Below are 14,232 nucleotides of genomic sequence, written 5' to 3'. Positions count from 1 at the left end.
AGACAGCCAGCCCCCTGTCCGCTCTTTCCGCGTCGGCGGTGACGTCTAGGATGTCCGGGAGGTGGTGAACGTGGAGCGACCCATGCCCCTTCTGGATGATCCGCTGGTCTTCAACGGGATGGACGGTGTCACCGGGCAGTACCTGGTGCCGCCCGTCGCGTTGCCGGCGGCCGCGGAGGTGGCGGAACCCCGGGGCGAGGCCGCGTACTACGAGGCGTGGAGGAAGTGGCTCGAGTTCCACGCCATCGGCGTCCGCTTCGGCCTTCCTTTCGACGCGCCGCCGGAGGACTACACCCAATGCGGCTGGGGCGTGGTGTTCCCTGCGTCCATGTCCGAGGACATTCGCAAGAGCCTGGAGCCGCTCATCGCCCACCGGCGCGCGCGTGTAGAGGCCGAGCGGTTCCACGTCCTCACCTACCAGGCCGGTGAGACGGCGCATCAGTTCCTGGAGCGGCACGGAGCGCCCATCGGCGACGTGGAGCCTGGCGTGGTGCCCTACTACCTCCTGCTCGTGGGCGGGCCTGACGTCATCCCCTTCGACGTGCAGCACTCGCTCTCGCTGTCGTACGCCGTGGGCCGGCTCTCCTTCGACACGCCCGAGGAGTACGCGCGCTACGCGGACAGCGTGGTGGCGTATGAGACCGGCGCGTCCGTGCCCAACCACCGGCAGGTGAGCTGGTGGGGACCCAAGCACCCGGGGGACCGCTCCACCGAGCTCAGCGCGGACAACCTCGTCGCGCCGCTGGCCCGCGGCGCGCCGCTGGATCAGCCGCCCCAGCCGGGAAAGGCGGTCGCCGCGAAGGTCCGCTTCACCAGCCGCGACGCCCTCGAGGACGACGCGACCCGGGAGTGGCTGCTCGCCGCGCTCCATGGCCGCGAGGCGCGTCCGGCCGTGCTCTTCACCGCGTCCCATGGGGTGGGCTTCAAGGCGGGTGATCCGCTCCAGCTCGCGAAACAGGGCGCCCTGCTGAGTCAGGACTGGGCTGGCTTTGGCGCGATGGCGCCCGCGCACTACGTGGCGGCGTCGGACATCCAGGACGACGCGCGGCTCCACGGCCTGGTGGCCTTCTTCTTCGCCTGCTTCGGCATGGGCACGCCCGAGCGCGACGAGTTCCCACTCATTGCCGATCGCAGCGGCAACGCGCTCGCGAGCGCGCCGTTCATCGCGGCCCTGCCGCGGCGGATGCTGGCCCACCCCAATGGGGGCGCGCTGGCGGTGATTGGCCACGTGGAGCGGGCCTGGGGCTTCTCCATCAAGCCCTTGCAGATGACCCAGACCACCATCCACCCCTTCAAGAACACGCTCTGGAAGATCATGGCGGGCATGCCGGTGGGCCACGCGCTGCGAGACTTCCGCGACCGGTTCTCCGCCGCCAACAACATCCTGCTGACGCACCTGGATGCGAACACGTCCAACGGCAAGCTCGCGCCGCGCGAGCTGCTGCACCGGTGGATCGAACGCAACGACGCGCGCAACTACGTGGTGCTCGGCGATCCCGCCGTGAGCATCCGTCACACCGAACTGCAGGCGCTTCCCTGAAAGGAGCATCGACCGATGCGAACGCTCATTCTCAGTGATCTCCACCTGGGCAACGGAGGCCCCTACGACATCTTCGCGGGCGCCGCGGAGCTGCCCGCCCTCTTCGACTCCTTCACCCGCACGCCCACCCACGTCGTCCTCAACGGGGACAGCTTCGACTTCCTGCTCAACGACGACCCGCTGACGATGGATCCCCAGCGGACGCTGGCGCAGGCGCGCGCGTTGGTGACCTCCGCGGCGACCGCGCCCGCGTTGAAGGCGCTCGGGCGGGTGCTGGCCGCCGGGGGCCGAGCGACGATGGTGGTGGGCAACCACGACCTGGAGCTGGCGCTGCCGGATGTCCAGGAGGTGATCCGCTCCGCGCTGGACCAGCCCCGGGACGTGGCCTCACGGCTGGAGTTCCGGGACGGCACCGCGCCCCTTCACCTGGACGTCGGCGGGTCGCGCGTGCTCGTCACGCACGGCGAGCACACCGACGTGGCGAACCGCATCGACTACGACGCGCTCCTGTCTCCGGAGCGGGCGAACCGCTTCCGCTATCCGCCGGGCTCGGTGCTGGTGAAGACGCTGCTCAACCCGCTCAAGCACCAGCACCGCATGCGGTACATGGACCTGCTCAAGCCGGACTTCGAGGGCGCGGTGATGGTGGCGCTCGGCGTGAAACCGGATGCGCTCAAGGTCCTGTTCACGACCGGGACGCTCACGCTCATCCGGCGCCTGATGGAGAACCGGGGCCTTGCGCCGGCCTTCGCGCTCGAACCGATGGACGTGGTGGGCGGTTCGGACGCGGACTTGCACCTGGCGCGCAGCCTGGCGCGGGTGGACCTGAAGGATGACGAAGTGGACGCGCTGCTGTCGGTGCTCGACCCGGAGAAGCTCAGCGCCTTCGACAATCCGGAGGCCCTGGGCCGCGCTCGGTTGAAGCTGGCCAAGGCGGGCTTCGCGGTCTACGCACGCCTGCACCGCGCGGTCGCGGGCAGGAGCGGCACGGACTACTTCGCGCTGGAGCCCGGCAAGGACGAGCTCGCGGAGACCGCGCGCCTGGGCAAGAAGTACAACCCGCACGCGGTGGTGATGGGCCACACGCACGCGGCCCGCTGGCACGAGGGCAATGGTCCCCTCTACGCCAACACGGGCACGTGGATCTACCTCCTGCGGCTCCCCGCCCCGGAGTCCTCCGACCATGAGTGGGGAGAATACCTGGCGGAGCTCCAGGCCAACCCGTCGCTCGACTCCGCGAAGCAGAATCACGTGAAGCTGGAGCAGCGCTTCACCTTCGTGGAGGTGGAGCCGCGGGCCTCCAAGCAGGGCGCGACCCTGCGGCTGGCGCAGTGGACGGCACAGGGCCCGAAGACACTGCGCAGCGCGGACCTGCCGGCCGGGATTTGAGGTCCGCGCTCACCGGGCCGGCTGAGGACGGTCCGCCACGGCGGACAGCACGCCGTGCAGCACTGCCAGCACGACGGCCACACCGAGCATGTAGGGGGCGACGAACTGGAGCCCCCACCGCTCCGCGATGATGCCCGCGAGGCTCGGCAGGGCCGCCACGCCCGCAGTTGCAGCGCTGACCTGGAAGCCCACGGCATGCGCGGAGACATCCAGCCCCACGCGGCGCGGCGTCTCCGACATCAGGGCCGGGAAGATGGGCGCCAGCGCGAGCCCCAGCAGCGAGAGCCCCAGCGCGGGCGGCACGGCGGGGATGGCGAACAGGCTCGTGCCCACCACGGCCAGCACGGTACTTGCGCGCAGCATCCGGACCGGTCCGATGTGCTCGACGACGAAGCCGGAGAGGACGCGGCCCACCAGCAGGCTGCCCCAGTAGAGGCTCACGCAGGTGCCCGCCGCGGCGGTGTGCAGGCCGCGGCCTTCGGTGAGCACCGTGAAGCTCCACTGGCCGGCCGTCACCTCCACGCCTGTGTAGAAGAAGAACGTGAAGATCTGCAGCCACACCCGGGGCCGGCGCACGGCCTCCGTCGCGGGCGCGGCGGTTACCTCCGCTCGCGGCTGCTCCCCCGGCGCGCCCGTCGGCGTGTCCCACAGCCGGCGCATCACCAGGAACATCAGGGCCAACGTCCCCAGTACCACCGCGAGCACGGCATAGCCGGTGCGCCATTGCGCCCCCCGCGTGAGCAGCGCGGTCATGAGCACCGGTCCCAGCGCGGCACCCACGCTATAGGCCGCATGCAACCAGGCCATGTGCTTGGGCCCGAAGTTCTGGGCCGCGTAGTTGTTGAGCGCGGAGTCGATGGCCCCCGATCCGAAGCCGATGAAGCACGCGGCGGCCAGGAACAGCCCGAACAGGGGCACCGTGGAGTATCCCGTGAGCCCCAGCGCCACCGAACCGGTGCTCAGCGCCAGCAACAGCCCCAGGTTCATGGCCCGCATCAGCCGGCCCGCGAGCAAACCCGAAATGAAATACGTGACCGCCGCCGTCCCGAGGATGGCGCCCATCGCCGCCTGCGACAGGCCGAACGTGGTGCGGAGCGACGGCCACGCGACGCCCAGCACCGCGTCCGGCAGCCCCAGGCTGATGAACGCCAGGTAGGCAAGCGTGAGAAGCGCGGGACGCGGGCGGGGCACGGGCGAAGAATGGCTCACGCGGCGCACCGTAGATCGCGGCCACGCATCCCGTGGGGACAACACGGTCACGCTCCCCCTTTCGGGCCTTGACCTTGACACTGGTGTCAGGCCCGAAGCTCTCGGCCATGAAGTCTTCGAGGATGAGAAGGAAAGAACCCGACCGGGACGCCCCTCCGGCGGCGCACCGTGAAAACCTGTCCGACTGTCGGACAAGTTGGAATCCGCGTGGCAGGGCAGCGCCCCCTCCAGCCGAGTCGCAGCAGCCTGTCCGACTGTCGGACAGGCTGGGACCTGCATGGCTGGGAGGCCCCACTCCGTCGGGTCCGCGAGGTTCGCGAAAACCTGTCCGACAGCCGGACAGCTTCGGCGCCTCAGGTGGGGAAGCTCGCGCTTCGGCCAGACCGCACGGACCTGTCCGACCAGCGGACAGCTTTGAATCGCCACGACAGGGGCGCCCCCGCCCCACCCGCGCAGGGGAAGCCTGTCCGACTGTCGGACAGGCTTTGAACGCCCCGGGCCGGAGGCGTGCCTCATGGATGTTGGGGGACCTGACATCCCGATTCAGGAGAACAGGATGAACATCGGTGAACTTGCCCGGCGCACGGGCAGCAGCGCGCGCTCCATCCGCCATTACGACAAGGCCGGGCTCCTCTCCTCGTACCGACGCGACAACGGCTACCGCGACTTCGACGAGGTGGCCGTCCCCCAGGTCCTCCAGGTGGCCCGGATGATCCGCCTGGGCTTCTCCCTGGAGGAGATCGCCACCTTCCCGCCCTGCATGCTCCGGCAGGTCACGGATACCATCTGCCCGGACGCGCTCGCCGCCCACCGGGAGCGCCTGGCGGAGGTGGAGCGGCAGCTGTTCGACCTCGCCCGTGTGCGTGAGCGGCTCCTCGCCGTGATTCCCCCCAACGAACGAGTCCCCCATGAACCGTCGTGATGCGATGAAGACCGCCCTGCTGGGCACAACCGTGCTGTCAGGACCTGGCCTCGCGGCCATGCCCTCGAAGGCGCCACGCAGGTCCAGGACGTTCCTCCTGGTCCATGGTGCCTGGCACAACGCCCTGCACTGGACGCGCGTCGTGGAAGCGCTCTCGTCGAAGGGACATCAGGTCGTGGCCATCGACCTGCCCGGCCACGGCCTCAACGCGCGCTTCCCCGCGTCCTATCTCACGGGCGACGCGGCTCGCTTCACGGTGGAGCGCTCGCCCCAGGCGGACATCACGTTGGACGCGTGCGCGGACGCCGTGGTCGCGGCGCTGGAGAAGCTCCAGGGCGGCGACAGGCCCGTGCTCGTGGGGCACAGCGCGGGCGGCACCGTCATCACCCGCGCGGCGGAGAAAGCCCCGCACCTCATCGGGCGGCTGGTGTACCTGAGCGCCTTCGTCCCGCTGCGCCTCCAGAGCGCCAGCGCATACGGCGCCCTGCCCGAGGCCCGAAGCCCCTACGGACAGGGATTCTTCGTCGGTGACGCCGCGAAGCTCGGCGCGGTGCGGATCAATCCTCGCCGAGACGCGGCGTACCGAGAAGCCCTGCGCGCGGGCTTCTACCACGACGTGGAGGAAGCAGCCTTCCTGCCCTTCGCGCTCACCCTCACGCCCGACCTCCCGCTGTCGCTGTGGACGGACAAGGTCGGCGCCACGAAGGAGCGTTGGGGCCGCGTCCCACGCAGCTACATGCGCTGCACCCAGGACCGCGCCCTGGTCCCCGCGCTCCAGGACCTGATGATCCGCGAGGCGGACGCCTTCACGCCCGGCAACGTGTTCACCGTGGACACGCTGGATGCGTCGCACTCGCCCTTCGCGTCCCAGCCCCAGAAACTCGCCGCGCTGCTGGACGGATTGCGCTGAAGCCTCGCTTCCCTCAGAACACGGACAGGCCGGTCAGCGTGGTGAAGCGGTCCAGCGCCTCCACGCCTGCAACCGAGTTGCCCCGCGCATCCAGCCCGGGGCTCCATACGCACAGGCCGCAGCGGTTGGGGATGACGGCGATGATGCCGCCACCCACGCCGCTCTTGCCTGGCAAGCCCACGCGATAGGCGAACTCTCCCGCCGCGTCGTACGTGCCGCAGGTGAGCATCACCGCGTTGACCTGCTTCGCCTGACTGCGCGTGAGCAGCCGCGACCCGTCCGCGCGCTGACCGTGCCGGGCGAGGAAGCCACAGGCCTGCGCCAGATCCGCGCAGCTCATCGCGAGCGAGCACTGCCAGAAGTAGTGCTCCAGCACCTCCGGGACAGCGCCCTCCATGTTGCCGTAGCTCGCCATGAAGTGGGCCAGCGCGCGGTTGCGGTGGCCGTGCTCCGCCTCCGATGCGGCGATGACCGGATCGAAGTCCACCGACGGATTGCCGCTCTCCGCCCGAAGGAAGTCGCGCAGCGTGCCTCGCGCATCGCCGGTGAGGCGCTGGAGGCGATCCGTGATGACCAGCGCGCCCGCGTTGATGAACGGATTGCGTGGGATGCCCTGCTCGTACTCCAACTGCACCAGCGAGTTGAACGGGTTGCCCGAGGGCTCCTTGCCCACGCGCCGCCACAGCGCGTCCCCATCCCGCGCCAGCGTGAGCGCCAAGGTGAACACCTTGGAGATGCTCTGGATGGAGAACGGCTCGCGCCAGTCCCCCACGCCGTACACGTCCCCCTCCACCGTCGCGAGCGCCATGCCGAAACGGCGCGGGTCCACCGCCGCCAGCGCCGGGATGTACGACGCCACGCGGCCGTGCCCCACCACCGGCCGCACCGCGTCCCAGACCTCCGCCAACACCGCCTGGTAGTCCATGCGCCGCCATCCTCGTCTGGAATGGTCGAGGAGGCTTTCAGAATCTCCGTGCCATGGTGTCTGCTGGGGCATGCGCCTGTTTTCGACCACGTTCGTGGCCCTCGCCCTCCTGGGCACCCTCCCCACCGCCTGCTGCTCCAACTCGAATTCGTCCACCAATGCCTGTCACATCCCGGACGAAACGCCGACGGACCCGGGCTCGGTCCAGGTGACCCAGCTCGGCTCCGGGGAGCTCAACGCCGCAGGCCAGACCTGGCCCTACCAGCTGCTCAAGCTGGAGGTGCCCGGTCGCGCCGCCACCTACGCGCAGTGGTTCCCACCCCGGAAGCCCGGCGTGTCGCCCACGGTGGTGCTCACCAGGCCCTATGACGGCATCGCCTGGACCGGAGAGGCCGTGGACGCGAAGTGGGCCGCGCGTGGCGCCGGCATCCACCCGGATGACAGCGAGCCGCACTACGGGCCGGGCTCCTCTCCCATCGCGTTCACGCCCACCACGCCGGAGCTCATCGCGGGCGAGTCCTTCATCTACCTGTTCCATGACTTCGGCGTGCTCGCGGTCTTCGGCCGCTTCTACGCGGGCGGAGACCTGCGGAACGACCGCGAGGACATGAACGCGGGCATGCGCTTCCTCGCCCAGGCCGGCAACGTGGACACGAAGCGCATTGGCATCTTCGGCGGCTCCTGGGGCGGCTATGAGGCGCTCTACGCGGCCGCGGATGCCCCCGCCTCGGTGGTGCCCTCCGTGGGCGTCGCCCTGTCCCCGCTGTCCGACTTCGCGGCGGAGGTGGACTATGTGAGCCGCCAAGTCCCCGCTCGCGTGAGCGACCCGGCGATGCGCTCGCGCTACCAGCAGTTCTTCGAGCCCTACTTCCGCCGCATCTACGCCACCACCGGCGGGGACCCCGTCACGCCAGGCACGGACTATGCGCGCTGGACCGCCGGGCACCTGGCCAGCACCGTCCAGACGCCGTTCCTCATCCTCCACGACGACTGGGACACGCTCATCCCCGTGGAGCACACGCGCGCGCTCGTCGCCCAGGCACCGCAGCGCTTCACGCCCATGTACCTCCAGAACCTCGCCACCGTGGACTGGAACATCCTGCCGCCGGACCACGGACCGCTGCTCACCCAGCACGGCAGCGTCGTCCTGACGCTGAGCCTGGGGCATCTCCTCGTGTCGCTCGGCGCGGCGGCGCAACCGCTCTATGTCCCCCACGCCCAGGGCACCGTCCGCGCGTGGCTGCAAGGGGTGCACGCCGCACAGGCGCAGGGCCGCGACGTCAGCGACGTCGCGCCCCGCCTGGTGGAGATCACCGACCCGCGCGTGGTGATGCTGGAGGCATCTCTTGGGACCCTTCAGCCGGGCGCCGCCTTCATCGCCCAGGAGATCAACGCCGTCTGGGGCACGACCTTCACCGACGCCAACGTGCGCTCGGCGCTTGGCCCCGGCCTGCCCACGCCGTGAGTCAGCGCCCGCCCGCCCGCCTCCCCCTCGCACCGGGAAAAATGCCGGCGTGTCGATCCGCGCCCGGCCCATTCGTCGCGGATTCAGACAGGGCAATTGGACTGACTGAAAGGGACGGATGCGACCATGGAATTGACTGTGACGGAGTTCGTGACGCTGGACGGAGTGATGCAGTCCCCAGGGGGCCCGGGGGAGGACCCGAGCGGCGGCTTCACCCATGGAGGCTGGGTGCAACCCCATGGCGGCCCGGAGCTGGGCGCGCACGTCGTCGACATCTTCTCCCGAGCGGACGCGTTCCTGCTCGGGCGCGGGACGTACGAAATCTTCGCCGGCTACTGGCCACGCATGACGGCACCGGACGACCTCATCGCCCGGCCGCTCAACACGCTGCCCAAGTACGTGGCGTCCACCACGCTGCGCCGTGTGGACTGGGCGAACTCGACCTTGTTGGAGGGAGACACGGTGGAGGCGGTGCGCCGCCTCAAGTCCTCGCCCGGCCGCGAGCTGCAGGTGCATGGCAGCTGCGGCCTGCTGCAGACCCTGCTGAGGCATGACCTGGTGGACGTGCTGCATCTGCACGTCATCCCCGTGACGCTGGGCAGCGGCCGGCGCCTCTTTGGACCGGGAACGCAGCCCCGCACGCTCCAGCTCGCCGCGTCGCGGATCACCCCCAAGGGGGTGGCGCTGCTCACCTACCGGCGCGGCGGGCCCCTGCGGACCGGCACCATCGGCCAGCCTGAGTGAGGCATCTCGCAGTCGAGCGTCAGCGCAGGCCCGCGAGCTTCGCCAGCTCGCGGGCCATGGCGCGCAGCTCCTCCGCGCCCGCCGCGTTCGGGCTCACGTCGAACACCACCTCGTAGCCCAGCCCCGCCTGGTTGATGGACTCCGAGCGCGGGATGCGGGCCTTCAACACCGGCACCGTCACGTCCTTCAGCGCCTCCTCCATCGCCACGTTGGTCGCGGGCGTGCGCCGATCCCACAGGTTCACCGCGGCCACCAACTGGCCGCCCTCCTCGCGCACGTCGCGCCACGCGGTTTCAATCTCGCCCAGGCCCTGCAGCGCGAACGCGCCCGTAGGCACCGGCGCCACCACCACGTCCGCGCACGCCAGCACGGCCTCCGTGAACGCGCCGATGCTCGGCGGCGTGTCCACGACGATGACGTCCGGCGCCCACGACAGCGTCTTCAGCGCGCGCGGAATCGCCTGGAGCCGGTGCCCCCAGCCGAACAGCTCGCGCTCCAGCGCCGCCATGCGCGGCGCCCCCGGCGCGATGAACAACCCCTGACGCTTGGGGGACGCCACGATGATCTCATCCAGCTTGTGCTTCGGCCGGGGCCCGAAGGCGTCCGCCACGCACGGCCCGTCGCGCGTCTCCAGCCCCAGCACCAGCGACGCGTGCGCCTGCGGATCCAGGTCCAACAGCAGCACCCGGCGGCCCGCGTCCGCCAGCGCCGCCGCCACATGCGAACACAGCGTCGTCTTCCCGACGCCTCCCTTGATGGTGCAGAACGCGATGACCGGCATGGCCCCGGATGTACCAGGAATCCCCCACGCCCTGGGCCGCTCCGGATTGGAACGCCCGCCCCATCCGGAGCGCGCCAGAATGGAGCGGCCTGCCGCCCCCTCCCCCGCTGGCCCAATGATTCCAGCACCTTGGCGCTGGCACCGGACGTGCTCTGTCCCCCTCACGTGTCAGGGCGCCCCCAGCGGGCGCCGGAGCATCCGGAGACTCACCATGGAAATCCGCTTCTTTGGCGTTCGGGGCAGCATCGCGGTGTCGGGGTCGCGCATCGGCGGCAACACGGCGTGCGTGGAGGTGACGAGCCAGGGCGAGCGGCTGATCCTCGACGCGGGCACGGGCATCCGGACGCTGGGCGAGGTCATGATGCGCGAGGGCGCGCCGCAGAAGGCGACCCTGTTCTTCTCGCACCTGCACTGGGACCACGTGCAGGGCTTCCCCTTCTTCACGCCCGCGTACCTGCCTACCACGTCGCTGACGATGTACGGCCCCGGCGCGAATGGTGCCCAGGCGCTGGAGTCCACGCTGTCGCAGCAGATGCGCCCGCCGCAGTTCCCGGTGCCGCTGTCCACCATGCGCTCGAAGATGGGCTTCGGGTCCGCGCTGCACGGCCGCACCGTGGAGGTGGGCCCCTTCAAGGTGACCCCCATCGACGTGCCACACCCGGACGGCTGTATGGCGTACCGGGTCGAGGCGGACGGCCACTCCTTCGTGTACGCCACGGACGTGGAGCTGCCGGAGCGCCTCACCTCCGACGTGGCCCGTCACTTCGAGGGCGCGGACGCGCTGTGCCTGGACGCGCAGTACACGCCCGACGAGTACGAGGGCCGGAAGGGCATGTCCAAGAAGGGCTGGGGCCACTCGACGATGATGGACGCGGCCAAGGTGGCCAAGGACCTGCACGCCGGCCGCCTCTTCCTCTTCCACCACGATCCGTCCCATGCGGACGAGCTGCTGGAGGACATGGCACAGGAGGCGCGCGGCCTGTTCCCCTTCACCGAGCCCGCGCGCGAAGGCCAGCGCATGCTCCTGGGCCGCGCGGCGGGCGCATGAGCGCCGCGAGCCCGGAGCCCCGCGCTGCTACAGTGCCGCCAGCGCCCTTCTCACTTCCGCCGCTGCCCACCGCCATGCCCTCGTCCCCGCCGGATGTGTCCCAGGTGCTGCTTCCCCTCGGCGGCCTCGTCGGGCGCGAGGTGGACCTGGACGCCTTCCTCCAGACGCTCGTGGACCGCATCGCCATCACGCTGCAGGCGGACCGCGGCACGCTGTGGCTGTTGGATCCGGTGCGCCGCGAGCTCTTCAGCCGCGCCGCGCACCTGCCGGAGGTCGCGCAGATCCGCGTGAAGCTGGGCCAGGGCGTGGCGGGCTCCGTGGCGGAGACCGGCGTGCCCGTGCACGTGCCGGATCCGCGCGGCGAGCGCCGCTTCTTCGCGGACATCGACCGGATGACCGGCTACCGCACCGTCAGCCTGGCCGCGGTGCCGCTGCGCGACGCGGGGGGCGCCGTGTACGGCGTGCTCCAGGTGCTCAACCGCCTGGGCGGTGGCCCCTTCACGGAGGAGGACACCCAGAAGCTCACCGACATCGCGGCCCAGGTGAGCACCGCGCTCCAGTCCACCAGCCTCTACCAGGAGCTCCAGCGCGCGAAGGATCAGCCGCAGGCCCCGGTGGGTTACTTCTTCAACCGCATCATCGGCGAGGCCCCGCCCCTCAAGGCCCTCTACCGCCTGGTGCAGAAGGCCGCGCCCACGGACGCCACGGTGCTGCTGCGCGGCGAGAGCGGCTGCGGCAAGGAGCTCTTCGCGCGCGCCATCCACGTCAACGGCCCGCGGCGCGACAAGCCCTTCGTGAAGGTGGACTGCGCGGCCCTGCCCGCCGCCCTCATCGAGAACGAGCTCTTCGGCCACGAGAAGGGCGCCTTCACCGGCGCCGACCACCGCGTGCCCGGCAAGTTCGAGGCGGCCGACGGCGGCACCGTCTTCATCGACGAGTTGGGAGAGCTGCCCCAGGCCGTGCAGGGCAAGCTCTTGCGCGTGCTGCAGGACCGCGAGTTCGAACGCGTGGGCGGCACGCAGGCCGTCAAGGTGGACGTGCGCATCGTCGCGGCCACCCACCGCGACCTGCCCCGCATGGTGGCCGAGGGCAGGTTCCGCGAGGACCTCTACTACCGCATCAAGGTCGTGGAGCTGCTGCTGCCCCCGCTGCGCGAGCGCGGCGCGGAGGACATCGAACGGCTCGCCCGCCACTTCGTCGCCACCGCCGCGAAGCGCCACCGCCTGCCTGTGCCCCGCCTCAGCGCCGCCGCGCTCGAGCGACTCAAGCGCTACCGCTGGCCCGGCAACGTGCGCGAACTGGAGAACTGCATCGAAAGCGCGGTGGTGCTGTCCGAGGGCGAGATCCTCGAGGAGCACCTGCCCCTGCCCTCCCTGGACAAGGCACTCCCGTCCCCCCCGATGCAGCCGCCCGCGCCCGCGCCGGACGCGCCGCTCCTCTTGCCGCTGGCGGAGGTGGAGCGCCGCCACATCCTGCGCGTGCTGGAGGCCGTGAAGGGCAACCGCACCGCGGCGGCGCGCGCGCTGGAGATCGGCCGCAACACGCTCGCCCGCAAGCTCAAGGAGTACGGCCTGGCGGACGAGGGCTGAGCTCCGGCCCATCCTCCGGCTCCGAGCCCTGTCCCCCAGCGGGCGGCCACCCGGGAGCTGCCCTGCCCGTGGGTGCCCTTCGGCGGCCATGGGGGGCACCTCTGACCAGGGCCGTTGTGCGTACCGCGAGGGCCGGACATGTGCCCGTTCGGAGGGGGAAGGAGCACGTCATGGCGGAAGTCCTGGATGTTCCGGCGAGCAGGGAGCCCACGGTGCGACCGGAGCCCCACACCGGAAGAATCGTCGTCATCTCCGTGGTGGCCGCGCTGGGCGGCTTCCTCTTCGGCTTCGACACCTCCGTCATCAACGGCACCGTGAGCGCGCTGAGGACGGAGTTCGCCGCGAGCCAGCTCGCCCTGGGCCTCTCGGTGTCCTCGGCGCTCATCGGCTCCGCCGCGGGCGCGTTCGCCGCGGGCCACATCGCGGACCGCTATGGCCGGCGGCGCACCATGATGGTCGCGGCGGCCATGTTCACCATCAGCGCGATCGGCTCCGGCTTCGCGTTCTCGCTCTGGGACCTGAGCTTCTGGCGACTGGTGGGCGGCCTGGGCGTAGGCTCCGCCAGCGTCGTGGCGCCCGCGTACATCGCGGAGATCGCTCCCGCTCACCTGCGCGGCCGCCTGGCGTCCCTGCAGCAGCTGGCCATCGTGATCGGCATCTTCATGGCGCTGTTGGGGGACTTCGCCATCGCGCGCACCGCGGGCTCGGCCAGCAACCCCGGCTGGCTGGACATCACCGCGTGGCGGTGGATGTTCTTCAGCGGCCTTCCGCCCGCCATCCTCTACGGCATGGGCGCGCTCTTCATCCCGGAGTCCCCGCGCTTCCTCGTGGCGAGGGGGCGCGAACAGGAGGCCCTGGACGTGCTGCGCGGCACCGAGGGGGACACCGCGCCATCCAAGGTCGTGGAGATCCGCCAGTCGCTGCGCACCCACTACACGCCGCACCTGTCGGACCTGAAGGGCGGCCGCTTCGGCTTCCTGCCCATCGTGTGGATCGGCATCGTGCTCGCGATGCTCCAGCAGTTCGTGGGCATCAACGTCATCTTCTACTACTCCAGCGCCCTCTGGCAGGCGGTGGGCTTCTCCGAACAGAACTCGCTGGCCATCACCGTCATCACCAGCGTCACCAACATCCTCACCACGCTCGTGGCCATCGCGTTCGTGGACAAGGTGGGCAGAAAGCCCCTGCTCATCGTCGGCTCCGTGGGCATGGCGCTCACGCTGGGCCTGCTCACGTACCTCTTCGGCAGCGCGCCGCTGGACGCCGCAGGCAAGCCCGTGCTGCAGGGCGCGGCCGGCACCACCGCGCTCATCGCCGCCAACCTCTACGTCGTCTTCTTCGGCTTCTCGTGGGGCCCCGTCGTCTGGGTGCTCCTGGGCGAGATGTTCCCCAACCGCATCCGCGCGCTCGCGCTGTCCATCGCGGCCATGGCGCAGTGGCTGGCCAACTTCCTCGTGTCCGCCACGTTCCCGTCGCTGCAGGCCCTCGGGTTGGGCTGGGCCTACGGCCTGTATGCCGCGGCCGCCGTGTTCTCCGTCTTCTTCGCCGCGAAGTTCATCCGCGAGACGAAGGGTCGCGAGCTGGAACAGATGTAGCCCCGTGAGGCAGGGACGCGGCCAGAAGGTCCGTACACCCGTACGGGCTTTCTGCACTTTTACGCACCGGCTGGGTGATAAAACACCTGATCCATTTGACACCTGGGGCTACGGG

The 14,232-nt window shown here is 70.5% G+C and carries 12 protein-coding genes; 9 read left to right on the top strand and 3 right to left on the bottom strand.

Annotated features, from left to right (window positions below):
• Nucleotides 1–82: 82 nt before the first annotated feature.
• Together KYK13_RS20170 and KYK13_RS20165 are read left to right on the top strand one after the other, a co-directional pair.
• Nucleotides 83–1,540: a hypothetical protein gene (locus KYK13_RS20170; RefSeq protein WP_223631652.1), complete on the top strand. Its 1,458-nt coding sequence runs from the start codon at nucleotides 83–85 to the stop codon at nucleotides 1,538–1,540.
• 15 nt (nucleotides 1,541–1,555) lie between these two features.
• The gene (locus KYK13_RS20165) at nucleotides 1,556–2,929 is read left to right on the top strand and encodes a metallophosphoesterase (RefSeq protein ID WP_223631651.1); all 1,374 of its coding nucleotides are present in this window, start codon (nucleotides 1,556–1,558) and stop codon (nucleotides 2,927–2,929) included.
• Nucleotides 2,930–2,938: 9 nt separating this feature from the next.
• On the opposite strand, the gene KYK13_RS20160 is transcribed toward KYK13_RS20165, so the two are convergent.
• Nucleotides 2,939–4,138 carry a sugar MFS transporter gene (locus KYK13_RS20160; RefSeq protein WP_223631650.1) on the bottom strand — a complete coding sequence of 400 codons (1,200 nt, stop codon included), beginning with the start codon at nucleotides 4,136–4,138 and terminating at the stop codon, nucleotides 2,939–2,941.
• 556 nt (nucleotides 4,139–4,694) lie between these two features.
• On the opposite strand from KYK13_RS20160, the gene KYK13_RS20155 reads away from it, so the two are divergent.
• Nucleotides 4,695–5,060: a MerR family transcriptional regulator gene (locus KYK13_RS20155; RefSeq protein WP_223631649.1), complete on the top strand. Its 366-nt coding sequence runs from the start codon at nucleotides 4,695–4,697 to the stop codon at nucleotides 5,058–5,060.
• The gene (locus tag KYK13_RS20150) at nucleotides 5,047–5,970 is read left to right on the top strand and encodes an alpha/beta fold hydrolase (protein ID WP_223631648.1); all 924 of its coding nucleotides are present in this window, start codon (nucleotides 5,047–5,049) and stop codon (nucleotides 5,968–5,970) included. Before KYK13_RS20155 ends, KYK13_RS20150 begins: the two co-directional genes overlap by 14 nt.
• Nucleotides 5,971–5,983: 13 nt before the next feature.
• On the opposite strand, the gene KYK13_RS20145 is transcribed toward KYK13_RS20150, so the two are convergent.
• A complete protein-coding gene (locus tag KYK13_RS20145; RefSeq protein ID WP_223631647.1) occupies nucleotides 5,984–6,895 on the bottom strand; it encodes a glutaminase in 912 nt (303 codons plus the stop codon).
• A gap of 70 nt (nucleotides 6,896–6,965) precedes the next feature.
• On the opposite strand from KYK13_RS20145, the gene KYK13_RS20140 reads away from it, so the two are divergent.
• Complete coding sequence (locus KYK13_RS20140; RefSeq protein WP_223631646.1) at nucleotides 6,966–8,360, top strand: S9 family peptidase; 1,395 nt, start codon at nucleotides 6,966–6,968, stop codon at nucleotides 8,358–8,360.
• A 126-nt stretch (nucleotides 8,361–8,486) separates the two neighbouring features.
• The gene (locus KYK13_RS20135) at nucleotides 8,487–9,104 is read left to right on the top strand and encodes a dihydrofolate reductase family protein (RefSeq protein WP_223631645.1); all 618 of its coding nucleotides are present in this window, start codon (nucleotides 8,487–8,489) and stop codon (nucleotides 9,102–9,104) included.
• Between the two features lie 19 nt (nucleotides 9,105–9,123).
• Here the strand turns inward: KYK13_RS20135 and KYK13_RS20130 are convergent, their stop codons facing one another.
• Entirely contained in the window at nucleotides 9,124–9,885 is a 762-nt protein-coding gene (locus KYK13_RS20130; RefSeq protein WP_223631644.1) for a ParA family protein, read from the bottom strand.
• A 211-nt stretch (nucleotides 9,886–10,096) separates the two neighbouring features.
• Between KYK13_RS20130 and KYK13_RS20125 the strand changes: the two genes are divergently transcribed.
• From KYK13_RS20125 to KYK13_RS20115, 3 genes are all read left to right on the top strand, one after another.
• Nucleotides 10,097–10,933, top strand: coding sequence for an MBL fold metallo-hydrolase (locus KYK13_RS20125; RefSeq protein ID WP_223631643.1), 837 nt, complete (start codon nucleotides 10,097–10,099; stop codon nucleotides 10,931–10,933).
• Nucleotides 10,934–11,037: 104 nt separating this feature from the next.
• Entirely contained in the window at nucleotides 11,038–12,522 is a 1,485-nt protein-coding gene (locus tag KYK13_RS20120) for a sigma 54-interacting transcriptional regulator (protein ID WP_370645130.1), read from the top strand.
• A gap of 170 nt (nucleotides 12,523–12,692) precedes the next feature.
• Nucleotides 12,693–14,117 (top strand): sugar porter family MFS transporter, encoded by a 1,425-nt coding sequence (locus KYK13_RS20115; protein ID WP_223631642.1) that lies wholly within the window; start codon nucleotides 12,693–12,695, stop codon nucleotides 14,115–14,117.
• The last annotated feature ends 115 nt before the right edge of the window (nucleotides 14,118–14,232 follow it).

It is taken from the genome of Corallococcus sp. EGB (genome assembly GCF_019968905.1).
Taxonomy (GTDB): domain Bacteria; phylum Myxococcota; class Myxococcia; order Myxococcales; family Myxococcaceae; genus Corallococcus.
The sequence above is the reverse complement of the archived record's forward strand: the minus strand, read 5'-3'. Positions and strand labels throughout refer to the sequence as shown.

Excerpts from the sequence above, each read along its gene's own strand:
- KYK13_RS20140 (WP_223631646.1), top strand. The coding sequence starts at position 6,966 with ATGCGCCTGTTTTCGACCACGTTCGTGGCCCTCGCCCTCCTGGGCACC.
- KYK13_RS20135 (WP_223631645.1), top strand. The coding sequence starts at position 8,487 with ATGGAATTGACTGTGACGGAGTTCGTGACGCTGGACGGAGTGATGCAG.
- KYK13_RS20125 (WP_223631643.1), top strand. The coding sequence starts at position 10,097 with ATGGAAATCCGCTTCTTTGGCGTTCGGGGCAGCATCGCGGTGTCGGGG.
- KYK13_RS20165 (WP_223631651.1), top strand. The coding sequence starts at position 1,556 with ATGCGAACGCTCATTCTCAGTGATCTCCACCTGGGCAACGGAGGCCCC.
- KYK13_RS20145 (WP_223631647.1), bottom strand. The coding sequence starts at position 6,895 with ATGGACTACCAGGCGGTGTTGGCGGAGGTCTGGGACGCGGTGCGGCCG.
- KYK13_RS20115 (WP_223631642.1), top strand. The coding sequence starts at position 12,693 with ATGGCGGAAGTCCTGGATGTTCCGGCGAGCAGGGAGCCCACGGTGCGA.
- KYK13_RS20130 (WP_223631644.1), bottom strand. The coding sequence starts at position 9,885 with ATGCCGGTCATCGCGTTCTGCACCATCAAGGGAGGCGTCGGGAAGACG.
- KYK13_RS20170 (WP_223631652.1), top strand. The coding sequence starts at position 83 with ATGCCCCTTCTGGATGATCCGCTGGTCTTCAACGGGATGGACGGTGTC.
- KYK13_RS20150 (WP_223631648.1), top strand. The coding sequence starts at position 5,047 with ATGAACCGTCGTGATGCGATGAAGACCGCCCTGCTGGGCACAACCGTG.
- KYK13_RS20155 (WP_223631649.1), top strand. The coding sequence starts at position 4,695 with ATGAACATCGGTGAACTTGCCCGGCGCACGGGCAGCAGCGCGCGCTCC.